Here is a 23,552-nt window from a genome sequence, read left to right as displayed (position 1 = left end):
GCTACGCCTGCAGCAGCAGGCTGGCTTCCAGAACAACGATGGCGATCACGCCTGCGACCTCCGCGCGCACCAGGCGGCGACGCGCGTCGGGAGAAGCCTCCCGTGCAAGCAGGCGCCTACGCATCCACAACCAGCCATAGAAAGTAGCGGCGTAGAGGCAAAGCCGCCACGCCAGGAAGTAGCCGGCCGACGCCGAAATCCAGAGTTCCCAGCCCGCCACGCTGCCGATCAGGTAAATGCCGGCCACATTGGCGGCCACCGTGAGGCCCAGCAGGAAGACGGCCCATGCCACTGCCTTCGCGTTGCGCCGGTTGAACAGCCACCTCATGCGCAGCCAATGAGCACTCATGGCGTGCCACTCGGTGCCGACCGCAGCAGACGGTTGAGCCGGTCGGGCGTGGGGTCACCCTCGAAGACCCCGCGCGAACCAGAGGCCCGGGTGCCATGGCGCTGGATGATGGCCATCGGCGAGTTGTTAGCCAGCTCGCGGCGCAGTTCGAGTTCGGTCTTGAGGTTTTGGATTTCCCGGTCCAACGTGTCGTTCTCGTGATTCACGGCGACCACCGCAAGTTCATTGGCCGCGACGTTGGGCTCCTTCTTGCCCGTCAGAAGAGTGCGCTGCAGCAGCAACGCCTTTTCCAGCACGGATGCCAGCGCCACCTCGGATGCGAGACGGCGTGAAAGGATGTCCTGGTCCGGTTCGTCGCGAAGAGCCTCGACCACCCCACGGGTGATCGGTAGCGACGTGCTGCCGGCCGCGCGCAGGTTTTCCACGGTGGTGTTGCGGGTGCGATTGATGAGCTCCTGCAGCACCACCAGCTTGGTCTCGTACTCTTCCTGGATCAGCGGCGTTAGTCCGACGCCCGGTACGGTCTGGGTCTTGGTGCAGCTCTCGCAGGTGCGCTGCTCCTTCTCACCCAGGACACGTGTCGCCCAGTCTGCCGCAGCTTGAGGCGTCGACCAGGTCGCGCAGGCCAGGCTGTTGCAGGTGGCCGCCGCGATCGAAGAGCTATCGGCCACTCCTCGGCCGTTGACGAGGTTGTAGCCTGCTCGCGTCACGTCGCCCACGACCTTGATGGACGGTTGGCCCGAGCCGCCAGCGTTATTGCCTCCCACCCACGGCACACCATCGTTGCCGCGGCTGCTCTCCGCCTGCTCGATGGCCGATACCGCGTCGGTGCTGGCCACCGCTTGACGCAGCGCCATGCCTTCGGCGATCTGGTTCCAGCCGAGCTGTCCACCAGCCGCGTCCGCCATCCGCTCTGCCATCGCGCGGCAAGTCAGCTTGGAGCGGTCGAAGTCCAGCCGGGCCTGTAGGACGCCATTGGTCAAGAGGTTGTAGAGGCCCGGGTCGGCACGCTGGATGATCAGTGCCGGCAGCGAGGCAACCGCGCTGGTCGCGCTCTGGATCACGTTGCTCATGATGTTCTGGAACCCGTTAGTGAGCCCGTTGAGCTGGTTCTGGATCGTTGTGCTGATGCTCATGTCACCGCAGATCAGGTTGCTGTTCCAACCCGCGCCTACGCCGATCGAGCGCATGCCGGCGGCACCGCTCATCGAGACGGCGTTGCCGCCCCCGATCGAGTACATGACCTCATCGCCGATCACGCTGCCGCTGTTCTGAAATCCGGCTTGTGCCCAAGCCAACCCGGTTGCCAGTACCAGGGCACTGGCGAGCAGCGAGGACGACCAGCGTGCTGACAGACGACGAGGCGGGGAGGCGTTGTCTTGACGGTTCATGGTGATGGCCTTAGTTGAAGTCGACGCTGCCAAGGAACACCTGGCCCCGACGCTGGCAGCAGCTGTAGGGGCGCCACAGCGCCCAGGCGTAATCGCCTTGCTGGGCTTGGGTAAGCGGACCGCTATTCGGGAACACCGCGCAAGACGAAGACAGGCGCGGCGTCAGTTCCTGCCACTTACCGGTCGAGGCGTCGCTTTCCACCAGTGCCCCGGCCGGCCAGTAGCCATCGCGGCTGTTGGCGAGGAGGGGTTGGTAGACGTGCAGTTGGCCGCGGCGGGTGACGACATCACCGGCGCGCTGTGCAACGACGGCGCCGGACTTATGGTCGTCGGTCTGGTGCAGGAAGCCGCCCCGGGGGTAGACCGCTCCCCAGAGGTTTAGGCTGGTGCGAGCTCCGATCTCGCGCATGCCGGGAATCAGCGCTTCGGGGTACACGGCTTCCGGCACGTTGTAACGCCACGCGATGGTGTCCAGCGTGCTGAGCAGGTAGGGCATGAATGCCGTGCCTGCGCCCTCGCACGCGTAGCCCGACAAGCTCGCGAACTGGCTGAATACCTGGCCGCCAGGATGGCCGATGACATCGGCGTTCTTGAACTTGGCCAGGTTGTTCTCGTTGTCGTGGTTGGTCGTGCCATCTCCGCCGGCCCGCGCAGTCGGGTTGGGCGTGCTCATCGCACGCATCTCGGTCCAGGGGTTCTCGCCCGTGTTGGAGTAGCTGGACACCACCGCGTCGGGAATGTAGTGCCGCACCTTGATCGAGGTGCGTACAGTGCATCCTGTCCAGGTGCAGTAGAGCCAGTAGCAGATGCCGACCACCCGGTACTCCAGGCAGTCGGGCGAGAGCGTCGAGGACACGATGGTCGCGGTGTTGAGCGCGAAGCTCGAAGTGGCGCCACAGAGCAGCGCAGCAGCGGCAGAGATCCGCAGTCGGCGGGGAATGCGGGTCTTCATGGCTTGTCCTTGCGGTGTTGTGCGACGCGTGCCAAGGCCTTGTCGAGGTCGGACTCGCCGTAGACCACGTAACGCTGGTCCACGACGACGGCCGGGAGTGTGGTAATTCCAAGGCTCCAGGCGTCGGCCACGCCTTGGTAGGCGTCACGCATGCGCTTCTGCAGGGGCTGGCCGCCCTGCTTTAGGCGCTGTTGGACCAGCACGGCGGCGCGCTGCGGATCGCTCGGCAACTGCGCGGCCAACTCAGCCTCGAAGTGCTGCGGCATGTCCAGCTCGATGAGGCGGTGGACGGTGGCCTTACCGGTCACGCGATGGCTCGAATCGGTGACAACCCAGACCTCCTGGGCGCTCGCCGCGCCTGAGACCAGTAGCGCAAGACCGAGCAGGAGAATGAGATTTCGCATGGTGTTCGGCTCTGGCAGTTGGAAACCCCAGTAGTCCAACGCAAGGTGCCGCCAAGTGCAATGAACAATGCGTACCGCGACGCACCCACATTTCCCGCGCTGCCGCGGCTGGAACGCCCGTTCCCTGGTCAGAGCTGAGGTAAGGTGATGGAAACGAATATTGGAGAGAAGAACCGATGCCCTATCTGATTCAGCCGTGGGAGGCTATCGCCCCAAACTACCGAGGAACCGCCATATTGGGGAATGGCGCCAGCATTTCAGTCAGCCCTAGCTTTTCCTACGGCTCGTTGCTGGAACATGCGCGAGCGAACGAACTGATTGCCCCGGACGTCGAGCGGCTGTTCGCGTTCTTCGGGACGACAGACTTTGAGTTGATCCTGCGCATCGTGTGGCAGGCCTCGAACGTCAATCAATCACTGCAGATCCCGGACCAACGAACGCATGAGGCATACCTGAGGGTTCGGGACTGCCTCATCCAAAGCGTCCAGGCGATCCATCCCGAGTTCGACCAAGTCAGCGGGCATTTGCCAGCAATCTATCGATTCCTCAAGCACTTCGATACGGTTGCTTCGCTGAACTACGACCTCATCGTCTATTGGGCCCTGATGCATGGCTATGACCACGATGAAGAGCACGCCATCAAGGACTGCTTCGGTGCGGGCGGAGTGTTCCAGGATGATTGGCGCAGGCTGAGAACGCCGATCCGGCGCCAGCGCTCGACCACGCTGGTGTTCTATCCGCATGGCAGCCTGGTTCTGTGCCGCAATCGTGTCGAGCAGGAGCACAAGATTCGCAACGCCGATGCCGGACTGCTAGAAGCCATCCTGACGCGCTGGCGCAGCGAAGAGGTTGTGCCGCTGTTCGTGAGCGAGGGAACTTGGCAGCAAAAGGTGAGTTCGATCCAGAACAGCTATTACCTTTCTACGGTATATCGAGAGGTGCTGGGCTCCGAGCGCGAGACGCTCGTCATCTATGGATGGGGGCTGGGAGAGCAGGACATCCACCTGCTGCAGCGGATGCGAGGTACGGGCATCCGCCGCGTGGCGGTCTCCGTATACGGCGCAGACCAGATCTACTGCAATCGGGTGCTGCCGATCATCCAGGGGGCTTTGGGTTTGGTGCCTGTGGAGTTCTTCGACAGTCAAAGCGCCGGGTGCTGGAATAACCAGGGCGCCTAGTATCAGGTGATGCTGCCCAGTTCGGCGCAAGCAGCCGGGATTCATGTCGAATCCCAGCAGAAAGCTCCGCCTGGCGAAGAAGTAGCGGCGTCCGGCGTGACGCTGGCCCGCCTGGGTAATCAGCTCGAGAAGATGGTCAGAAACCACCAAGTCTGATCGGGCGGAGGGATGGAGGATCGCTCATGCGGGCCGCTCTATGGAACGTGGCGTCGGACTGCGAACGTCCAGACTACTTTGCGTCGGCGCTTGGGGTCTCAGCGGGCATCTGGGTTGCCTGCGCCTCATCGAGTTGCTCGGAAGCCAGATAGTCAAGAGCGGACAATAGTGCGTCACCCACGATTGGCCCTGGGAGCGCCATCGAGCGATTCGTGCTGCGGTCGATCAGGCGAATCGACGGGGTGGCCTTGAGACCATCGTTGCGCGCCTGGTCAGCCTGTTGGCGCACCGTCAGCTCGGAACGCTCGCTGCTCAAGCAGGCTTGCACCGATGCATCGTCGGGAAAGGCCGTACCAGGCGGCAATCCTTGGCCGCCACCACGCGTATTCTGATACACCCAGGCGACTGCCTCCCAGAAGCGAGCGTGCCCGAATGTCTCTCCCACGCACTCCACCCAACGTGCTTCCTCGCTGGCTGCCGGCTCATGTGTCGCGAGCGGAAGGTGATGCCACTGCAGGCTGACGTCGCGATGTTCATCGATCCAGGTTCGTAGCACGGGAGTGTAGGACTGACAGAACGGGCATTCCAGATCGGCGTAGACGACGATAGTGAAGCGCGCCGAGGCGGGGCCGTAGCGCCAAGGCGGATCGGCCATCTGCTCGGCACCGGTCTGCTGAACGGCCACAGGACCTGCAGGCCGAGGCGATGCGAGGAATCCCCATAACGACGCAGAAAGCACCGCGCAGCCTGCAGCAAGCCACCAGGTGCGCTGGGATTTCTTGACAACGGAATGCGATGTGCTGGTCATGATGGCCTCTCAGGCGAACACGTCGTTGTATGGCAGCGGGTCGATACCGCGCGCGCGGTCGATCTTCTCGGCAACCTTGAAGGCCGCTTCGAGTTCACCGATGCCGTACTGCTGCATCAGCTGGAAGCGTTCGGCCTTCTCTTCGGGCTCCGTCTGGGCCAATGCCAAATAGAGGCTGGGCGGTACTGCGCGGAACAGCACCTCCATCGACTTGGACAGAATCACGCCCTCGCTGAACTTTCCTGCCTCCTTGCGGGCCGAGAGCATCAGCGCCTTCTGTGCGGGATTCAGTTCGCGAAAGCGCGCGATCTTCTCGACCTCGTCCGGCGGCATCGACAGGCAGATCCACCACTCGATCATGTTGAGCATCGGTTCGGCGGACTTGGGCAGGTCGTCCACGTTCTGCGTGGCGAGCCAGAACCAAGCGCCCAGCTTGCGCCACATCTTGGTGATCTTGACCACGTAGGGCGACAGCAATGGGTTCTTCGTGATGATGTGGCCCTCGTCAGTTACATTGACAATGGGCCGCCCCAGGAACTGGTCGCGCTCGGCGATGTTATTGACCGTGCTGATGAGGGAGATGTAGGCGATGGACAACTGGGCGTTGTAGCCCTCGCGGGCATAGGTGGCCAGGTCCACCACCGTGACGTCCGCCTCTGGCCATGGGGTTCCCGGTCTGTCGAACATCTCGCCGTCTGTGCCCTGGCAGAACATGTCCATGGCGTCGGCCATTTCGAGCAGCCGGGAACGCCGGGTTTCGGGCAACGTGGTGTCGCGGCCGCGTTCGCGCAGGGCGTCGCGAACGTCTCGGGTGAGTACGGTGCGGTTGGCCGCGACACAGCGCTGCGCGGCCTCGAGAATGCACTGGCGGATCAGCGAGCGGTCAGCGCGGGTCATGCGCGCTTCTTCCTTGTCCTCGCCGCCGGTGATCATCAGCCGTGCGGTGATCTCCAGTTCGCCGAGCACATCGCGTTGCTCGTCTGCCTCACTCGTATCAGTGGGTGCGGGCTGTTCTTCGTCAAGGGCGTCGGCGTCCAGGGTCTGTACGTCGCTGGGGGTCTCGATCAGGCGCCGGGCGTCCGCGAACGGTGCCAGGCTGACGCCGGAGCCCGGAGAGAGCTTGACCCGGTTTACCGTAAGACCCAGGCGCTTGGCGAAGTCGCCGAACAGGCCAAATGAGTTGCCTGCTTCGACGATGAACATGCGCGGACGGTAGATCGCTGCGACCTGGTTCAGGATGTTGTTCAGAGTTGCCGACTTTCCTGAGCCGGTCGGACCGAACAGGAACAGGTGGGCGTTCATCTGCCTGTCCAGGCGGTTGAAAGGGTCGAAGGTGATCACCCCGCCGCCACGGTTGAAGAACGTGATGCCGGGATGGCCCGTGCCCTGGCTGCGGCCCCAGACAGGCGACAGGTTGGCCGCGTGCTGGGCGAACATCAGTTGGGTGTACCACTGCCGGCGATCCGCGCCGGGGTTGTAGAGGCAGGGCAACCAGCGCAGGTAGCTGTTGAGCGGTGCCACCTCGTCTTCCTCGCGCACCGGCTGCAGGCCGGCGTTAAGCATGACATTGGCGAGCTGCAGGCCTCGCCGGTCCAACTCGGCTTCATCACGACCGCGCAGGTAGAACGCCAGCGTGCCGCGGTAGAGCTTGTGGGAACTCCCGATCAGCGAGCGGGCCTCGTGGACATCCTTGAGGGTCTGTTCCGATGCCAACGTTTCGCCCACGGCCTTCTTGGCGAGGTGGTTGAGGTGAGCTTCAAGAACGTCCTGCGGCGTGGCGACCAGCGTTAGGCACAGCGTGGTGTCTTCCGGCATCTGGTCGAACAGGGTATTGATCGCATCGCCCTTACGTGTCTCCCCTGTAAGGTGGCCTGTGACCGGTGGCGTGCGCAGCCGGTCAGTGACCATGACCCGGTGCGGCATGCCATCGAAGAACCACAGTCCCTGGTCCACGTCCGAGCGCGGCTGGCCGAAGAACAGGCGCTGGCTGAAGTCCGTGCCGCTGGCAAGCTCGATTTCGTCGGCCTCGGTGGTCTCGGGATAGGCCGCCAGTTGGTAGAAGCGCTCACGGTCTTGCGCATCGGGACCCAGTGTTGTGGGGTGGGGATTGAACCAACGCAGCAGCCAGGCATGGATCGCAGGCGCATCCAACCGGCGTGCCTGGATGCCAGCATTGTTGAGTCCACCGGCCAAGCGATCGCACACGGTGTTGAGGGCCTGTTCTGGCGTCTGACCACGTCGACTGCTCTGGCCCTGCGCGCGGCGGTACACCACCAGGCGCACGCGGCGGCTTTGGCCGCGCCAGCGCAGACGGGTCACCACGGTGTCCTCGAAAAGGCCTCCTGGGTTGGCGACGGCGCGCAGGTGGTGGGTGAAAAACTTCAGGTAGAACTCGCTGAAGCGTGAGCCCTGTGCGCGAGGCTGGACGTAGCGGCGCAGCATCTCCAGGTAGTGGTCGAAGCTTGCTTCGTCCTGGGCGTAGAGCTGGACAACCCAGGGGTTCTCGTCCAACTCGTCGAAGCTGTCTTGCAGTGCGTTCTCCAGTGCGTCACGCGCCTGAGCCAGCCAGGCCGCCTCACGGCCCTCGGTGCCCAGGGGCGTGAGCTCGAAGAACGCGGCAACCGATTGGCCGTCTTCGAGCAACATGCACTGGGACTCTGGCAGGTATTCCACCCACGGGAGCTGCGAGACGAACGACGGCGCTACGTCGTAGAGGGCTTGCTCATCGGCGGTCGTGGCGGCGCGCAGGCCTCGCACGGCCTCTCCCGGCATCCGCACGCCTGCGTCGCGCAGCGCCTGCACATGGCGCTGCCAGCCATCGGGCTGTGCATGCTCGGAGGATGAGGCGTCGTGCTGCGTCCGGCGGCGCCAAGGTAGCATCCAGGCCATCAGTAGTCCTCCACGCGCTCGCCCGGCATGGCGTACTGGATGCGTTGGTACAGCGGGAACACAGTGGTGTAGCCCGGCACAGGTACAGGATCCGTACCTGCTAGATGCGGGAAGACGTACATCACCAAGTCGGGGTTGGGCAGTCGATGGAATTGGCGGTAGATCTCGTTCACCGCTGTGCGGGTATAGCGGGCCTGTTCGGCGTGGGCCGCGGCGATGTCTACCTCGAGCAACGGCCGGCGCAGTGTCTGACGCGCATCGAGCAACTGGCGCTGGGCAACCTGACCGGAGCCACCGTCGCCAGCCTCCTGTTGCCAGATGTCCTGCATGGTCCGCCCACCATGGGTGAGTAGGTCTTCCTTGTTGGTGGCGCAGCCGGCGAGGGTGCCCACGGCGAGCGCGAGTACAAGGGCTTTAGTCCAGTTCGAGCGCATGGGCTTCTCCTGCACGGTGGTCGACCTTGCGGCCTTCGGGGTCGTAATCGATGGTAAGCGGCTTCTCCAGGTGGACGGCGACTTTGGCGCCTGGCTGCACATACACTGCAGCGAAGGCTTGGCCATAGAGCTTGTTTACCCAACTCGACATCTCTTGGACACCGCCGGCCAGGATCCGGCCGACCGCTTCCTGGCCAGTGATGCCAACGGTACCGATCGAACCATCGGCGCCGACGTAGGACGACCGACCGCTGTCGGATTCGATCAGCGAGGCAGCGCCAGCACCGGCGGCCGTGATCAGGGCCTGGGTGCCCAAATACTGTTGCGCATTGCTGCGACGTTCACCGCTGACGCAGGGAATTCCATGCGGGTCGCTGATCCAGCCCAAACCATCCTGCTGATTGTTGTTTTGCTGGTTTCCGTCGCGGTCTTCAGGGATGGTGCGGATCGTGCCGTCATTGAAGACAAAGGTGATGCTGCGCACCTGGCCGCGAACGCAAGAGAGTGTCCAATCGCCGGCTGCAGTGCCGCTGAACACAGCCCCGGCCACGTCCGGGATGTCGATGCCGTTGGCGGTCAGGTTGTCGTGACCGACCAGGACCTTGAACGGGTAAGGATCGTTCACGGTTCCATCGATGGGTACGCGGCCGATCAGGGCCGTCATTGCGACCGAGCCCATAAGCGTCGAGTTGGTCGGGACGGTGTAGACCGCGTTGGCTTTGGTGACTCCCGCGGCCTTGGCACCGGCATTGGCGACCGTGTCGGCGGTAGCTTCCAAGGTGCGTTGAGCCGGACCAAAGCTGGTGGGGAAGCTGAGTGCGCTGCTGCCGCTGCGATCCCGCCCATCCGTTTGCTTGGCATCGTCGGGTTCCACCCAATGCAGACCGCTGGACGTCCTCGCCATACCTTCTGCGTCGCCATCACCCAAACCCAATCCGACCGGTAGGTCGGCATGGCCATTGCCGCGGCTGCCAATGTTCTCCAAGCGGCGCTGCAAGTCTTGCAGTAGGCCTTCGGTCTGCTGGCGTTCGCTGGTGATCTGCTCCTGGTCGCGGCGCAAATTGGCTCGTTCGGACTCCAGGGCAGTGCCGATGCGCTGGTCGATCGCCGATTCCCGCTGACGCAGGCGTTGGTTCTCTTCGCGCTGCGTCTTGTTGTCCGTGGTGGCGGTCTGCAGCTCAGTACGCAGTTGTTTCACCTGGACGACTAGGGTAGCCACCGTGTCGCGTGGTGTGTCGCCGTCGATTCCAAGTGCCTTCATTTCTTCAGGCGAGAGCTGGGCGCTGGCGTCGACACTGGCGGGGGCTTTGCCGCCGCTACTGGAAAGCAGCCGCACACCAAAGAACAGCACGATCAGCGCAACCGGAATCATCAACCACTTGAGCAGACCGTTACTGCGCATGGTCGTCTCCATGCGCCGATGTGGTTGGCTCGGGCAGATTGACCGCTGGATCGAAACGTTGGATGGCTGGCAGCAGGGACTGCGACAGGCCATGGCGTCGTGTCACTAGGTAGACCACCGTGGTGTCTTCCGGCCGGCCTTGTGGCCCCAGTGCCGGGTGCTGAAAGGTCGCTGTCAGGATGTTGCCTTGCAGCGTGCGCGGATCCAGATCGACCCAGGCGCTGCTGACGTTGGTAACGCGGACCGCCGTGACCCAGTGGTCCTCTATGCGCCAGGCAGCAAGCGCGGTGGCTTTGACCGGCAAGGTGGGCAACAGCGTGTCGAGCGCCAGATTGCGCTTCAGGTTGACCGGCATGATGCCCGGCGCGGCTTCAACCGTGCGCAACGGCGCGTAGAGATTCTGGGCTGCATAGCGCGTGAGCACGACGGAAATCGGGGTCTCGCGCTTGGTCTGCGCGGGTTGAGCGTTGTCTGGGATGGCGGCGTCACTGTCGGCCGTTGGCTCGCCGTAACGCGTCGCTGCGTTGGTGCCGTCCACAATGCGCACCGGCTCCAGCGGCGATGCACCTTCGCGTGCGGGCTCGGCAGCAATGTCCAGCAGGATCAGCGAGCCGGTGTCGGCGTCCTGCAGCTGTAGCCGTGTCGGCTCGATGGACTCCCTAGCGCGCAGATACACCGCACCCCCAGCGCTCTGGATGCGCAGGCGCTCACCGACACTGGCCGGTACGCCGACGCGCACATTGCGATCAATGAAAACGATCCGCTCCTGGCCCACGACAAGGGGAACGGCCAGCGGCAGGCGTTCCCAGCGAAGAATCTCCACCGCCTGCACCATGGGCGTGACCGCGATGACCACGGCGGCACTCAGCCAAAGGACGACCTGCTTATTCATGGCGTTTCTCCTTGGACGCCCAGTCCGCTGCGGGCGGGAGGCTGAGGTGGTGCCTCGGGTGCGGCAATGCGCTGCGGCGCGCCGTCGTAGCAGTCGAGCGCAAGCCCGAACGGATTTCGAGCGGGATCCACATCCGCCCGAACCACCTTGATTGGATAGCGAACGAGCGCGCGCTTGATTTGCTCGGAGCTGTAGTACTCGTCAGCGCTGATGTCCAGGGTCACTACCCAGTCGCGGTCCGAGACGACCCGTACGCGTGCATTGGGGTTGTCGCCGTAGCCGCGTCCGGGAATTTCATAGATCCCGCGCACGCGTTGACGCAGTTCGCCTGCGTTGCGGCGATAGTCGTAGTCGGCTTGCAGAAAGGCTCGGCACGCGGGTGTGAAGTACGGCGAGAGCGCGTGCAGATTGCGCGCATAGTCGTCCTCGCCGTTGGTCGGCCAGCGGTTGAGCTGCTGGAACACGTAGAAGGTGAAGGCGTACACCGATTCAGGCGGCACCTCCCACCACTTGCGCGTGCTGCCTGAGCGCAGATCCGGCGGGACATGGACGGTGAGATCGCGCGGCGCACTCCACCAGCCCCCCCCCATGACCAGCGCAAGCAGCAACAGCGATGCGGCGCCCAGACGCAAGGTCTTGATGTGGGCCTGCAGGTGCGCGACCTCGTTCTTGAACCGGCTCATCGCGATGCCCTCCGTGCCGACCAGAAGCCGGAGCGCGTGATCAGCGCACGCCCGCCAATCCTGTCCGAGACGATGGGGTGATGCGTCGTCAGCCACCATTGCAGATGGCGGTATAGCCAGGTGTCGGGCCGCCCGCGCTTTTGGCGACGCAGGATACCGCCACCAATGAACACTCCAAAAGCCACGCCGGCGACGACAAAGGTCGGTGCCAGCGCGATGGTCGAGAACATCCACGACAGCGGCGCACCGATCACCAGCCCGGCAGCGCCGGACAGCCCGCAGCAGATCCACAGCTCGTCTGCGGTCAGGCCGCGCACCACCACCGGATGGCGGTTGAGCCGGTGCGGCAGGAAGGACACCGTGCCGTCCGCCCTCACATGCTGATCCTCGGACATAGCCAAGCCTCCTTACAGGATGCCGGTAGCTTCGGTGAGCAGCCAGATGCCGATCACGAGAAGTACCGCGCCGATGGCTACCGTGAGGCCAAATTGGCCCCAGGTCTTGCGGCCGGTGTGGATCTCGGCGTATGTGCCGTAGGCGTGATAGCAGACGCCGATGAACATGGAGGCGACCACGAGCAGCGCCACCAGCAGCACGATGTCGTAGCCGTAGTTTCGAATGGTCTGCATGATGCCATTGCCGGTGCCACGCGAGGGGTTCTCCAGTGTGGGCAGGCCCTGGGCAAACGACACTACAGGCAGCGTCAGCACGCCGAGGACGAGCGTCGAGCGCCGGAAGAATTGGGTGGGGGAACTGTTGGTCTTCATGATTGGCCCTTTCGAAGTCATGAGATAAGGAAAAACGTCAGCACGATGTACATGGCAAGAAAGCGCACGACGACGCCGAGGAATTGGCGCTGGTTGATTCGGCTTTCGGCCCAGCCCACATAGGCTGTACGGATCGCCCAGACCCCCCATAGCAGCAGCACCGCAAATACGGCCCCAATGAGCACGGTGGCCATCACTGCGGGCGTGAAACCGCTGTTGGCTTGAAATGCTGAGAGCTGAGCACCATTCATGGCTTGGGCTCGCTATCGATTGGATAACCGGAGGCTTCTTGTTCGGTGCGGTACTGGCCGGCCAACTCGGCGGGGTCTCGGGGTTGGGCACGAGGTGGCGTTAGGTAGTCTCGGAGACCGCTTCGCACGCGGGCTAGATCATTGCGTAGCCGGGTGTAGTCAAAGTGGTAGCGCTCGCCCGGCGTAAGCCTGGCGTTGGCAGCGCTGTGAGCTACGAGGTGTTCCAGAGTTTCAAGCTGGCGGGCAGCGGCGGCTAACTCCTGGCGCTGCGCCGGCGTGTCAGCGTTGGCGGCCAGGGGTAGTCCTGTCATCAGGAGGGTACTCAGCAGTAAGTAGGCGCCGCTGCGTGCAACGCCGGGACGGATTGGCAGCACCATCGCGCTATGTCCTAGTCAGATCAGCAATGGCGTGATCGTGGCGAGGCGCGCGTCCCTTGGCTGCAAACAATGCGAAATGCGGACTATCGGATTTGAGGTGCTAGGACGACACGATGGATAGATTGACCGGATCGTTTCCAGTTTCGCCGTCCGGACCGGGTGATAATCAACGGTGGGACTGAACTGAATGGGGTAAGTATGAGTTTTGTAGCGAAATCGCTCGCCCTCGATGGGCTGCTAGAAGAGTTTGATCTATTGATCGATAATTTTAGAAAATTAAGATTGAAGATTGGAAAAGGCGCAACGATTGAAACCACAAAATTGTGGGGCTATCGGAAAAAGCTGGACGACCTTGAGAAAATGGAAGAGATGGAGGTTGCAGCGCTCATTGGAATAGTCAACAAATATCGTTCGATCAATGCTCTATTCGATGTCGATAGTAAAATCATCGTCCCGCAACAGAAGTTGCTTGACTTGCTCGATGGGGGGCACACCCTTGCTGATGAGGATGAGAGATATAACGACGCATTCTTCGAGCTTGCCATGGCAATCAGATTCGCAGCAAGTATGGGTGACGGAGTGGAAATCGACCTCTCAACCGAATGCGATGTGGTCTTGTGTCGACAAAAAATAGCGATTGAGTGCAAGTACCTACACAGCGAAAAAAAATTCAGAAATGAGTTCTCCGATGCCATAAAACAGCTGGACAAACGCATACGCAACGGGCAGGCGGAAGTGGGGTATGTTGCATACGACCTGACTAATTTGGTTGACAAGGTCCGCATTTTTGAAATGGCGCGCTCTGTTTTTGATTCTTTCGTCGCTAACTACGAACGTCTAGAGCAGAGTCGAGGTGTATTTTCTCAAAGCATCAAGGAACAAGGTGTACTTCGTTCTATTCTCGTCAATCGAAACTTTCAAGCAATAATTAGCAACTTGACGTCCCACCATTTGGAGTCAGTTTTTTATAGCAACTTCAAAAAATCCGAGATGGAGAAGCTTGATTCTGAAAAGGTTGCCGTCATTTTTCAGTTGAGCCACTGCCTTATATTTGAATATGAAAATGAGGTTATTCCGGTGCCTGCCAGGGCTATGAATTACTACATCAACGATGGCCTTCCTGAGATACGCCAAGTAGAAATAAAGAAATTCATTCACTCCTTGGCTGTTGGGATCTAGAGTCGAGAGTCTGTCACAGGTACTTCTTGAAACTGCCCGCGGTGAGATTCATGGCTAGCCCAAGAAGAGCCGCACTCGGTAGCAGAATGATCAGCGGGTGAACCGAAACTGGTAAAGCCAGATAGATCACCCAAGGCAAGATTGCCAGTGGCATTAGCGAGGCTTTAGCGCGGTGGTAGAGAAAACCCGACTCCCGCCCTGCACCGAATTTGCGTACGTCGCGGCGAACCAATCCATCCACGAAGCCTACGAATGCCGCCGTTACGAACAAAGGCAGGGTCAGCACCAGCACAAGTAGACGAACTAGGTACGTGAGCGTCGTAAAGGCAGCGGCAATCAAGTAGCTTTCCGCCCACACGTAGGCCTGGCTGATGAAGTAGCGGAAGTCTCGTGTGGGGTGCTGACTGGGCGCGCGGGCGCGATCGGCCGTTTGCTCCATGCGCGCCAGCAGACCAGTGCGCACGAACATCAAGCGGTGGCCTGTATCCACGAGCTCATGCGCTGTGCGCGTGGGCTCCGTGACGATGGCGCTGCGAGTGAAGTGCCCAGACAGGTGGGTCAGCTCGTACTGCAACATAGCCTGAGAGTGACGCCAGCCCTGATCCTTCCAGAAGAAGTGCATCCCCACGCATTCGATCACGATCGAGATAAACAGCGAGCCAATCAAGACGCCGAACAGCCTGAACGGCGTGCTGATCAGGCCGACAAGCAGTCCTTCACGGCGAGTCTCTTGGCGCTTCGCGGTGCTGGCCGCATCACTCATGGCGACTGCTCGCTCCCTGCAGCTTCGGGCGGAATCGTGTCATCGGTCAGATCCTGCGGCAGACCTTCCTCCTGCAGGCCTGGTGATCCAGTGTTCTCCCACCACTGGGCTGCCTCGCTATAGCTCTGGCGCATATAGCCGGCTAACTGCTGTAGATCCTTGGGCATGACCTCATCAGGGTCGGGTGCCGGCAGCGGCATGCGGATCTTCCACAAGTTGCCACCTTGCAAGAGAGCAAAGCACTGCCCCTTGGGAAGTCCAACCACCTGCGATGGCTCGATCATCGGCACGCTGGACATACTGATGCGATCTTGGGTGTTCGATGTGAAGTCGGTGGCACCGCGGATGTCTGAACTGTCGGTGGCACCGCTGACGATGGTTGTGGAGTAAACCTCCACCTTCGGCAACTGGCGGGTCAGCAGTTCAGCAGTGGCCGTCTCCCGCACGCGCAGCATGAACAGGTTGTTGAAGTTGCCCACAACCTGGCCAGCCTTGGCACGATTGCCAATGCGCGCCTCGATGTCGCTCAGTGTCTGTGTGTATGCGGTGACCTGAATACCGGCACCACCGCCCTTGTTGACCATGGGGATGAATTCGTCGCCCATCAACTCGTTGAATTCGTCTGCATGGACATTGATAGGGACCTTCGCTCCCGGATCTGCGTCTGGCAAGCCATCATCGACGCCAAATTTGTAGATGTGACCTGCCACCGAGACCATGTCGGAGAACATCGAGTTTCCCACTGCGGCAGCAACCTCCGCATCCGACAAGGCATCCAGACCGACATAAACGACTGCGCGCTTGCGGATGATCTGCATCCAGTCGAAGATCGGACGCGGATCTTCGAGATCGGAATAGTTCGGCGCCAGCAATTGAGCGATCTTGCCGCTGGTCAGCTTTTCCAGCAGCGGCAACAATGACGCAACAATTTTGTCGAAATAGGTCTTGTCATAGCGCACCGCGCTGCGCAGTCCGTCCAGAACCGGATCGTAGTTGCGCACCTGACTCAGATACTGCTCTAAGGCCACTACACGCTTCTCACGGCCAATCATGTTGCGTGGAATATTCTTGTCGTTCAGGCGACCCTCAAGTTGGACGATAATCTCCCAAGCCTTGGGCTCGTGCTTGGCGAAGTAGTGCTGTGCGTACTCGATGAACAAGGCATCAATATTGATGACGTGTCGCTGGATCAGTAGGTAGTCGGGGCGCTGGCCCAACTCGATGAGTGCTCTGGCAATGATGTTTACGAAACGCCATGCGAATTCTCGGAAGGCGGCGCTGTTGCCTTCGCCCGAGAGTTGCCCTGCGATTCGAGTAGCAACTTCGGAGATGCGCCCGAAACGTCCCACTGCGTTGTAGCGCGAGCTGATCTCGGGCCAGCCTAGGTGGAAGAGGTAAAACTCACCTTCGCGCCCAGCCCGCTTAGCTTCCACGTACATGCGTTTGAGTAGATCGGCATCGCCTTTTGGGTCGAAGACGATAACCACCTCATGTTCACCGGCAGCGCTCTTTCGCCGTATGTCCTGGGTGATGAATAGCTCGGCCAACCGCGTCTTGCCGACGCGGGTGGTTCCCAGCACCAGCGAGTGACCAACACGCTCGCCAAGCGGCAAGCTGACGTCGACCTCATCTGGCTCAATGCCGTGTAGGCGCGGTAACCCGCCAACCGGTGGCAATGGGCGAAAAGGATTGAGCGGGATGTCCCAGGCAGTGAGCCTGACCAAACGCGAGAGCGGGAACGGCGCAAACTCCAGGCGCTCTTCCAAACGGCGGACCATCATGTAGGCTGGCGTGGGTTCGACATGGCGTCGGAACTCCGGACGATAGGTTTGCATCAGCCGGTGCGTGTGCTTCTGCTCCCAGAGAAAGCCTCTGCCTATAAACAACCGCTGCTGGCTGACTGGTACGTTGCGGCTGATCATCACGTAGCGGGGAAGGCGTCGGATGTTGCGGCGGTATCGGAGGATCGCGTGGGCCTGTCTCAGGCGGAGCGCGCCGAAGGTCAGAAATGCCAGCGCACTGCCAATCCCCATTGCCGGACTTAGCGCGAGCGACCACGGGGCCACCAAAGACAGAAATGCGGCGCCGGCGCAAGCCGCCACGGTGTAAAGCTCCACCGCTGGGCGCAGCAGGACTTCGACAGGCTGGGTCTGGCCCATGGCGTCATTGCTCGATGCCTGTGCTGGTGATCAGCACAGGGTAGTTCCGAACGCCAAGCCGGTCAGCCAGATCGTCGGCAGCTACCGGTGCGAGCTGGATACCGGGCGCGAGAGCCCGCAGACGGGCTAGCCCTTGCATCGAATCTACATTGACCACGAGACCCACGGCGTTGCGCTCACGCAGGGAGACTGCATGGCGGCGCAACCAGGCATGTGAAGCTTCATCATCTCCGATCAAGAAGAACGGCTGCAGCCCTGGTGCCTCGATGACACGGCGAATGACCGTGCCTGGAGTCAACTTGGTACTGCGCACCGGCAGCATGTTCGCTTCACCGTCAGCCTTTGATGGTGGCACGGGCATTGCCATGAGAGGCTTTGGCGTACCCGGCGTACCCGGCGTACGCGGCAGCAGGTTGAGTGCCTCGTAGTAAGGCAGCGCCGACGTGCCACCAAGGTCTTGGACAACGACCAAAGGCTTGGCCGCATGTAATGGGGTAGCCACTACGGTCAGCAGAACGACCAGCCCGTGTGCGGCCGAGAGGTGGGAGAGCTTCATGGTGGGGTCTCCTTGCGGACATCAGATGTTGCGCGTGACGAGGCTTGCACGCGCTCCAGATGCTGGGCGACGCTGCGCCGGTAGCGGGCGGCAGGCGCACCACCGGCCGGTCTGTGGTAACGACCAATTGCCAGTAGCCAGTCCTCGCCCGGTGTGTGCTGCTCACGCAAGATCTGCGCGGCGATCGCCAAATTGACGTAAGGATCGAGCAAATCGCAAGGGTGGCCATAGCGGTGCTTCTGATAACCAAGATTGATCTGGCCCAGGCCTGCGTCCACGCGTGTTGGCGGAGCTTGGCGCAAGGCCAGTTGCAGGCCTGCGCATGCTTCGACACGGGTGGCGAACCGCTGAGACTCGCCCGCGACGTTCAGGGACCAGGGCCAGGGTACAACGCGTCCATTGCGGCGCATGCCGCTTTCCTGTAGCGCGACGGCGTACAGCACAGCGGAGGGAATTTCAGCCTGCCTGGCGGCCAATTGGTAGGCCGGCGGCGGAATCTCTTGGGCCAAGGCGGTCTCGCTGATCACCCCACTGACCAGCCAGAGCATCAGGGCTTGCCGGGCCAGACCTAGGGCTGCCGTTGCCATTGGCCATTTACCTGCCGCACGACAGCGGGCAGCTCACCTGGCAGCCCAAGGGCCAACCAGCGACCCGCATCGTGATTGAGGGTGATCGTGCGGGCACGAACGCGGGATGGGTCGATCTTGGTCCGGCGTGCCCAGTCGCGAATGCGGGCATCGTCGGCGCGGCTACCTACAACGTATACGTCGAATGCCGAGCCTGACGCTTGCAGCCGCTCGATGGCCTGGTCACAAGGGGCGCAGTTGTCGCGCACGAAAACGGCGGTGCGTCCGCTTCCCTGAACTGAGGCGTTAGTTTGACGCGGGCCAGCGTCTGGCAGGTTGACGCGCTGGGCATTGGGCTGCAACCGTTGCCAAGCTTCGTCATAAGCGCGCTGGTAGGCCAGTAGTTTTTCTACGCGGCGTGCTTCAGCTTGGACCTGAAGCTCGGCATAGCGCCGTCTCTCCTCGTCGGAACGTGCTTCTGTTCCAAGGGCGGAAAGGGGATCCAGATTGGGCGAGTAAATGCCAAGCGGACCGGCCATCAGCTCCCGGTAGCGCGTCCACTCTTCCCGGAGCAGCCCCCAGTCTCGGGCCAACTTGTTGTCCTGACTGTGCTCGATCTGGCTCTGGGTAATATGCGACGGTGTGGCCGGTGTTTGCTGTGCCCAGGATGGTCCGTTAAGGGCTGCCAGAAGCATTGCGGTGAGCAGGAGTGGCTGCTTCATGGGATGGTCCCTCAGGGAATGGCCACGCGACGGGTCTGCTCCCCGGCACGAAACACGGCAGTGTTTCGGTCGATATCTTGCAGACGCCAATGGCCGATGCTTTCGCCAGGCAGTAGCACCTGGATTTGAGAAGCGGAGAGATCGCCACTTACCGGTGCGATCGATACCGTGTGCTGGCCTGCACGCAGTTCTGAGCCAATCAACCGAAATGGCATGGGAGCCTCCGCTGGCTTTACTACCGCCTGCTGCACGGGATGGGGCTTGCTCGCTACGGTGCTGCTGCGTACTGTTGCTTGGCGCGATTTGATTTGTTCCAGATCCGCCCGCAGTACAACCAGATCCTCTTGGCTGGCAAGCGTGACCAATGCCTGGTCCAGAGAATCAGCGCGGGATTTCAATGACTGGTGCACCTCCTGTAGTGCCGTAGCGGTCGCCGGCGCAGGTCGCTCTTGCAGAGCACGATTGGCCTGCACAATCTCACCCACGCGTGACTCCAGTGCTTGCAGACGCTGCACGGAGCTATCGAGCTGAGACTGTCCAGCAAGCTCACTGGTTATCTGGAGCGCGACCAATACCAACGCCGTCAGGCCCACAAGCCACGCCCACAGCAAGATGTGGGCGAGAGATGGGGCGCGCGATGACTTCGCCGCGGGAAGGGGGTGTGATGTGGTCATGGCTGGGAACCCTCTTCAACCTGGATAGGCGGGATTGCCCCGGTGGCCGGTAGTTCTTCGATGGGTAGAGCCCCCTGGGCTCTTGGCTGGACGAAACACACCTGCCGTGAGCGGTCATCCACTTCCAGATCCCAGGCCGGCCCGATAAGGGTGAGCAGCGCGTCACGCAGCGTCATGGGGCCCAACTGCAGATGGGCGGCGGGCATTGGGAGCGAATACAGCTGGATGACCGCGTGTGCCGTCTCGCACATCTGGTAGCCGCTGCGTTTGAGGACGTGGCGCAGACCATCGCCTACGCTGGCTCTGGCCTCTTCCGGCATCCGCACGTCAATCACCTGCTGAAGCAGGTCACGCTGCGCTGTGGGTGGCGCCAGTTCGACGAGGGTGTAGCGGCCGTAGCGCACCACCGGAACGAACTCCGGCTCCAGTTGCACGTGGGCAGAGATCGCCGCTTCGTTCGGAAGCGACTCGATGACAGCAGGTGCTGACGCGGTGGCGCAGCCGCCAAGCAGTGTGGCGATGCTCAACAAGCCACACGCGACCGCGCGGGGGACGAGACTGATTGTTTGCATGGATCGGCTTCCTGTTGCAGTAAGCCGATACCTTCGCCGGGCACCTCGACCCAGTCAGCAAAGAATGCGCAATGGCGCGCGTCCAGTTTTTCCGGGATGCCGGTCGGCTACCTCAGGCAGCCGACCCGGAGGTGGGCTTGCTGGAGCTCGTTACGCTGGGATCTGCGTACGACTCCTTCTTGACCCGTTCCCATTCGTCCTTGAGGATCTTCTGAGACTTGGCGATCAGCTGTTGCTTGATCGTTCCGAAGACCTTCTGAATGTCTGCAGGCGGAAGCGAACTCGCGGTACGTTGGAACAGGATGGTGGATGTTTCCAGCTTCTTCATGAGGTTTTTTAGTTCCTGGTGATCCACTTCTGTCATATTCAATCGCAACTCGATACGCAACTGCAGTTCCAAGGCTTCCAGGCGCATTTCGGCGATAGGCTGCTTGAACGCGTTGAGCGCTTGGTCGGAGATCTCTTCGGTCCGGGGTTCGCTCACGATGGCATCCCACCGATAAGAGATCTCCTGCCATAGCGACAGATATCTGGCGATGTCTTTTCGCAACTCGTCAATCCAGATCTGCCGCTTTGCAGAGACGTTGGCGTTTGCGATTCGACGCGATGCGAGTTCCTGCATGGACAGTTGTTCGCTCAGTGCTTGCTTCTGCTGAAGCTCTAGCTGAGCGGCCAACCTTAGCTGTGTCTTACGCTGCGAGCGAGCTACCAGCATTTGCGTGAACGAGGCGACAAGAGCGGCAAAAACGGACACAACGACGGCAGCGCCCGCGATCCAAACCTTGTTGATGAACTCGGTGTTTTGCATCGCATCGTGCACGATTCTCTGGATCGCGGCGACATCATCTGGACTCATCTTCTTTTCCTACGATATGAACGTTTTTCTAATCCGAGACAGCGCTTGGCCTAAGCAGCAGTCCAGCGGCTCCCAGCGCGTTGTCAGTGATGCCGTACTCAACTTGTTCGTGATCATCACCTTGGTAATCACAGCAGATTGCCTTCTGCGAGTAACCTAATCGACTCATTTTACCTATCGCCGACAGGGTTAAGTGATTAGGAGATTCGTGCACGAAAAAATGCCGGCACCCGAGGGTGCCGGCATGCAAAGACCATCAAGCACCAACAAGCTGTCTGGCCAAGGCGACCTCTATCGAGTCGCCGTCTTGGTTGAGCACGTCGAGCCCGGATTCCGGGACATCGCCCGATGTGCTTTGAGACACCAGGATCTTCTTGGCCATTAACGCCAAACACGTCATCTGCGACGTGGCCGCATACCCCAGGTAGATCACCCGCACGTGCAGCTTCTGGCCAATGCGCCACGAACGGCGTGCGGCCTGCTGCAACGTGTAGATGTTCCAGCCCGACTGCATGAACACAATCGTGGGGAATTCCAGCAGATCCAGCCCCGTCTTGACGAGCTCAGGGTTGGTGATGAGGACATCGATCCCGCGGTCGAGCTGCTCGGCAATCCAGTCTTCACGGCGGCTCGCATCCACGCTCGCGCGAAGCACGGCCACCTTGAAGCCTTCTTGCTCCAGCAGTCCCTTCAAGCGCGACGTGGTGTCGCGCGTGCCGGTGTAGACCGAATAGACCAGGGTCTTGCGACCCGCTGCCTTCTCCTCGCGGCAGATGTCGATCAGCTCACGCTCTTTCGGCATGAGCTCCAGCTCGTTGAACTGAGCCGGTGTGAACGCCAGAACCTGGCGCGTGCGTGGGTGACGCACGGTTTCTGCGCGGAAGCAGCAGTCGGACCAGGCCAACAGCACGTTGAGCACCACACCCAACAAGGTGGTATCCCGCTTGCGCAGGGCCTCCTTGAGTTCCGCGGTCAGGCGCGTGGCCAGGTCGCGGTAGGCGTGGGCCTGTTCGGCATCCATCGCGATTTCCCGGAACTCCTCGTCATACGGCGGCAGCATGCCCCCGATGTCGCGCAGCTTCAGGAAGATCGTGTAAGGCAGGACGCAGCGCAGGACACCTTTCGGGCCAAAGCCCGGTGCCTTTACCGTTCGGACTGTGATCTTCGAGCCCTTGGCGGTCTTGTGGGCCGGCCCGTCGCTCTCGGAGTAAATGTCCTTCAGGACGCCGTGGTCCCGCATGAACGCCATGGCGGCCGCGTTCATGCTGCCGCTGCTGCTGGGACGATAGCCGTCCTCGATCATGCGCTTGGGCAAAGCCCGGAACAGCAGATGAAATAGGTCGTCTGCATAGCCCCCCATGAGGGTGCCTGTGAGCAGCACGGTCTTGCGGACCTTGGCTGCAATGACGCCCATCGCCTGGCCCTGCGCGGAGCCCCCCGTCTTGTACTCATGTGCCTCGTCGGCGATGAGCAGGTCGAAGGTGCCCTGCGGGAGATAGCGTTTGACGTATTCGGAGGCCTGGTAGCCCCCTTCGCCGAAGCCAAACTCCATGCTGGACATCGCGCGTTCCATGCGCTGTGCCTGACGATCGGAAAAGACCAGTTCACCCCGGTCGTCCATCAGGTTGATGAAGTTGTGGAGGTTGTCGCCGAGCATCGAGGCCAGGAAGCCATCTCCGAACGTCTTCATCAGCTTCTGCGCAGTGGCTTCGCCGATCGTCGGGATACGCTTCAAGGCCCGCAGCACGGCCGAGGACTGATCACTGCCGGACAGGGTTCGCGGGCGAACCAGTGTCCACATAGCGGTGTCGCAGACGCCGCACCTGCGGCGGACTTCCTCCGCCTCCAGCTCCAGAGCATTGATCGGTTCGCCGTCCAGGTTGTTGACGACCGTCCCGCAGTGCGGGCAGGCCCCCATGACGCCGTACCGGGTGTGCTTGCGCGTGAATGAAGGCCTCCAATGGAAGCCCATGCGCATGCGCACCCTGCCGATGATGAAAAACTCCTGGCCAACTGCCGGCACACCCAACTGCTCGCGCAATTTGATGAGCTTGAGCAGCGTGTCAGGGCCGTTGAGCACCCAGACCTTCGCGCCTGCGACAGTTTCAAGAATCTCGCGTCGCCACTTGTAGACAAGGTGTGGCGGACTGAGGACGAGTGTGCGGCGATAGCCTTCGGCGTGGAGAACGGCCGCCAGCGCGATGCCGACGGTGGTTTTGCCCGTGCCCATTTCGCCATTGACGATCGCCGCCCGCTCGCTATGGTTGGCGAGCAGCTCGGCGGCGGCATGGACGACTTCGGCCTGGGCAGGGAACAGCTTGCGCTTGAGACCGGCCAGCACGAGCTGACGGGGGGCGCGCGGCGTACCGCTGTAGACGGGTGGATTGGCCCGGTTGAGCGAGTCCAGCAATTCGTCGCCGAACTCGGCGACGAAGTCTTGCAGGCTCAGGGAGAGCTCGCTGGATGCGGGATCGAAAAGGTCGCCAGTCGTGGGCGAGGTGGCTGCGGCGGGCGCCGCTTCGAGTTGCATGGTCATGGTGATGCTCCAAATGAAAAGGGGCACGCACCGTCC

Annotated in this window: 25 protein-coding genes; 2 read left to right on the top strand and 23 right to left on the bottom strand. The window is 61.6% G+C overall.

Features of this window, described 5'->3' with window-relative positions; genetic code table 11:
- Position 1 precedes the first annotated feature (1 nt).
- The 4 genes from C2U31_RS11060 to C2U31_RS11045 are packed head-to-tail and all read right to left on the bottom strand — an operon-like array spanning position 2 to position 3,096.
- Entirely contained in the window at positions 2–349 is a 348-nt protein-coding gene (locus C2U31_RS11060; protein ID WP_070414160.1) for a hypothetical protein, read from the bottom strand.
- Complete coding sequence (locus tag C2U31_RS11055) at positions 346–1,740, bottom strand: integrating conjugative element protein (protein ID WP_070414161.1); 1,395 nt, start codon at positions 1,738–1,740, stop codon at positions 346–348. Before C2U31_RS11055 ends, C2U31_RS11060 begins: the two co-directional genes overlap by 4 nt.
- A 10-nt stretch (positions 1,741–1,750) precedes the next feature.
- Complete coding sequence (locus C2U31_RS11050; RefSeq protein WP_070414162.1) at positions 1,751–2,692, bottom strand: TIGR03756 family integrating conjugative element protein; 942 nt, start codon at positions 2,690–2,692, stop codon at positions 1,751–1,753.
- Entirely contained in the window at positions 2,689–3,096 is a 408-nt protein-coding gene (locus tag C2U31_RS11045) for a TIGR03757 family integrating conjugative element protein (RefSeq protein WP_070414163.1), read from the bottom strand. The genes C2U31_RS11050 and C2U31_RS11045 overlap by 4 nt, the downstream gene beginning before the upstream one ends.
- A 176-nt stretch (positions 3,097–3,272) precedes the next feature.
- On the opposite strand from C2U31_RS11045, the gene C2U31_RS11040 reads away from it, so the two are divergent.
- Entirely contained in the window at positions 3,273–4,274 is a 1,002-nt protein-coding gene (locus C2U31_RS11040; protein WP_070414164.1) for a DUF4917 family protein, read from the top strand.
- A 229-nt stretch (positions 4,275–4,503) separates the two neighbouring features.
- Here the strand turns inward: C2U31_RS11040 and C2U31_RS11035 are convergent, their stop codons facing one another.
- Genes C2U31_RS11035 through C2U31_RS10990 form a run of 10 tightly spaced genes read right to left on the bottom strand, consistent with a single transcriptional unit; the run spans position 4,504 to position 12,933 of the window.
- Positions 4,504–5,238 carry a DsbA family protein gene (locus tag C2U31_RS11035; RefSeq protein WP_103272847.1) on the bottom strand — a complete coding sequence of 245 codons (735 nt, stop codon included), beginning with the start codon at positions 5,236–5,238 and terminating at the stop codon, positions 4,504–4,506.
- Between the two features lie 9 nt (positions 5,239–5,247).
- Complete coding sequence (locus tag C2U31_RS11030; protein ID WP_070414165.1) at positions 5,248–8,127, bottom strand: conjugative transfer ATPase; 2,880 nt, start codon at positions 8,125–8,127, stop codon at positions 5,248–5,250.
- Entirely contained in the window at positions 8,127–8,561 is a 435-nt protein-coding gene (locus tag C2U31_RS11025) for a TIGR03751 family conjugal transfer lipoprotein (RefSeq protein ID WP_070414166.1), read from the bottom strand. Before C2U31_RS11025 ends, C2U31_RS11030 begins: the two co-directional genes overlap by 1 nt.
- Complete coding sequence (locus C2U31_RS11020; protein WP_070414167.1) at positions 8,542–9,963, bottom strand: TIGR03752 family integrating conjugative element protein; 1,422 nt, start codon at positions 9,961–9,963, stop codon at positions 8,542–8,544. Before C2U31_RS11020 ends, C2U31_RS11025 begins: the two co-directional genes overlap by 20 nt.
- Entirely contained in the window at positions 9,953–10,855 is a 903-nt protein-coding gene (locus C2U31_RS11015; RefSeq protein WP_070414168.1) for a TIGR03749 family integrating conjugative element protein, read from the bottom strand. The genes C2U31_RS11020 and C2U31_RS11015 overlap by 11 nt, the downstream gene beginning before the upstream one ends.
- On the bottom strand, positions 10,852–11,538 hold the full coding sequence (locus C2U31_RS11010) for a PFL_4703 family integrating conjugative element protein (RefSeq protein ID WP_070414169.1): 687 nt from the start codon (positions 11,536–11,538) through the stop codon (positions 10,852–10,854). The genes C2U31_RS11015 and C2U31_RS11010 overlap by 4 nt, the downstream gene beginning before the upstream one ends.
- On the bottom strand, positions 11,535–11,933 hold the full coding sequence (locus C2U31_RS11005) for a TIGR03750 family conjugal transfer protein (protein WP_070414170.1): 399 nt from the start codon (positions 11,931–11,933) through the stop codon (positions 11,535–11,537). The genes C2U31_RS11010 and C2U31_RS11005 overlap by 4 nt, the downstream gene beginning before the upstream one ends.
- 12 nt (positions 11,934–11,945) lie before the next feature.
- Positions 11,946–12,305, bottom strand: a complete 360-nt coding sequence (locus tag C2U31_RS11000; RefSeq protein ID WP_070414171.1) for a TIGR03745 family integrating conjugative element membrane protein — start codon at positions 12,303–12,305, stop codon at positions 11,946–11,948.
- Between the two features lie 17 nt (positions 12,306–12,322).
- The gene (locus tag C2U31_RS10995; protein WP_070414172.1) at positions 12,323–12,556 is read right to left on the bottom strand and encodes a TIGR03758 family integrating conjugative element protein; all 234 of its coding nucleotides are present in this window, start codon (positions 12,554–12,556) and stop codon (positions 12,323–12,325) included.
- Positions 12,553–12,933, bottom strand: coding sequence for an RAQPRD family integrative conjugative element protein (locus C2U31_RS10990; protein ID WP_070414173.1), 381 nt, complete (start codon positions 12,931–12,933; stop codon positions 12,553–12,555). The genes C2U31_RS10995 and C2U31_RS10990 overlap by 4 nt, the downstream gene beginning before the upstream one ends.
- A 198-nt stretch (positions 12,934–13,131) precedes the next feature.
- Between C2U31_RS10990 and C2U31_RS10985 the strand changes: the two genes are divergently transcribed.
- Positions 13,132–14,112, top strand: coding sequence for a hypothetical protein (locus tag C2U31_RS10985; RefSeq protein WP_070414174.1), 981 nt, complete (start codon positions 13,132–13,134; stop codon positions 14,110–14,112).
- A gap of 13 nt (positions 14,113–14,125) precedes the next feature.
- Here the strand turns inward: C2U31_RS10985 and C2U31_RS10980 are convergent, their stop codons facing one another.
- The 9 genes from C2U31_RS10980 to C2U31_RS10940 form a co-directional block, all read right to left on the bottom strand.
- A complete protein-coding gene (locus C2U31_RS10980; protein ID WP_070414175.1) occupies positions 14,126–14,875 on the bottom strand; it encodes a TIGR03747 family integrating conjugative element membrane protein in 750 nt (249 codons plus the stop codon).
- The gene (traD, locus tag C2U31_RS10975; RefSeq protein ID WP_070414176.1) at positions 14,872–17,034 is read right to left on the bottom strand and encodes a type IV conjugative transfer system coupling protein TraD; all 2,163 of its coding nucleotides are present in this window, start codon (positions 17,032–17,034) and stop codon (positions 14,872–14,874) included. Before traD ends, C2U31_RS10980 begins: the two co-directional genes overlap by 4 nt.
- A gap of 4 nt (positions 17,035–17,038) precedes the next feature.
- Complete coding sequence (locus tag C2U31_RS10970) at positions 17,039–17,590, bottom strand: integrating conjugative element protein (RefSeq protein ID WP_070414177.1); 552 nt, start codon at positions 17,588–17,590, stop codon at positions 17,039–17,041.
- Positions 17,587–18,177 (bottom strand): transglycosylase SLT domain-containing protein, encoded by a 591-nt coding sequence (locus tag C2U31_RS10965; protein ID WP_070414178.1) that lies wholly within the window; start codon positions 18,175–18,177, stop codon positions 17,587–17,589. The genes C2U31_RS10970 and C2U31_RS10965 overlap by 4 nt, the downstream gene beginning before the upstream one ends.
- Positions 18,159–18,878, bottom strand: coding sequence for a TIGR03759 family integrating conjugative element protein (locus C2U31_RS10960; RefSeq protein ID WP_070414179.1), 720 nt, complete (start codon positions 18,876–18,878; stop codon positions 18,159–18,161). The genes C2U31_RS10965 and C2U31_RS10960 overlap by 19 nt, the downstream gene beginning before the upstream one ends.
- A gap of 11 nt (positions 18,879–18,889) precedes the next feature.
- A complete protein-coding gene (locus C2U31_RS10955; RefSeq protein ID WP_070414180.1) occupies positions 18,890–19,552 on the bottom strand; it encodes a hypothetical protein in 663 nt (220 codons plus the stop codon).
- Positions 19,549–20,124, bottom strand: coding sequence for a PilL N-terminal domain-containing protein (locus tag C2U31_RS10950; protein ID WP_070414181.1), 576 nt, complete (start codon positions 20,122–20,124; stop codon positions 19,549–19,551). Before C2U31_RS10950 ends, C2U31_RS10955 begins: the two co-directional genes overlap by 4 nt.
- 112 nt (positions 20,125–20,236) lie before the next feature.
- Positions 20,237–20,980 carry a hypothetical protein gene (locus C2U31_RS10945; protein ID WP_070414182.1) on the bottom strand — a complete coding sequence of 248 codons (744 nt, stop codon included), beginning with the start codon at positions 20,978–20,980 and terminating at the stop codon, positions 20,237–20,239.
- Between the two features lie 256 nt (positions 20,981–21,236).
- Positions 21,237–23,516, bottom strand: coding sequence for a DEAD/DEAH box helicase (locus C2U31_RS10940; protein ID WP_070414183.1), 2,280 nt, complete (start codon positions 23,514–23,516; stop codon positions 21,237–21,239).
- Positions 23,517–23,552: the final 36 nt, after the last annotated feature.

Source organism: Achromobacter sp. AONIH1 (assembly GCF_002902905.1).
Classification (GTDB): domain Bacteria; phylum Pseudomonadota; class Gammaproteobacteria; order Burkholderiales; family Burkholderiaceae_B; genus Achromobacter.
Note: the sequence above shows the minus strand (reverse complement) of the source record. Positions and strands in the feature narration are given on the sequence as shown.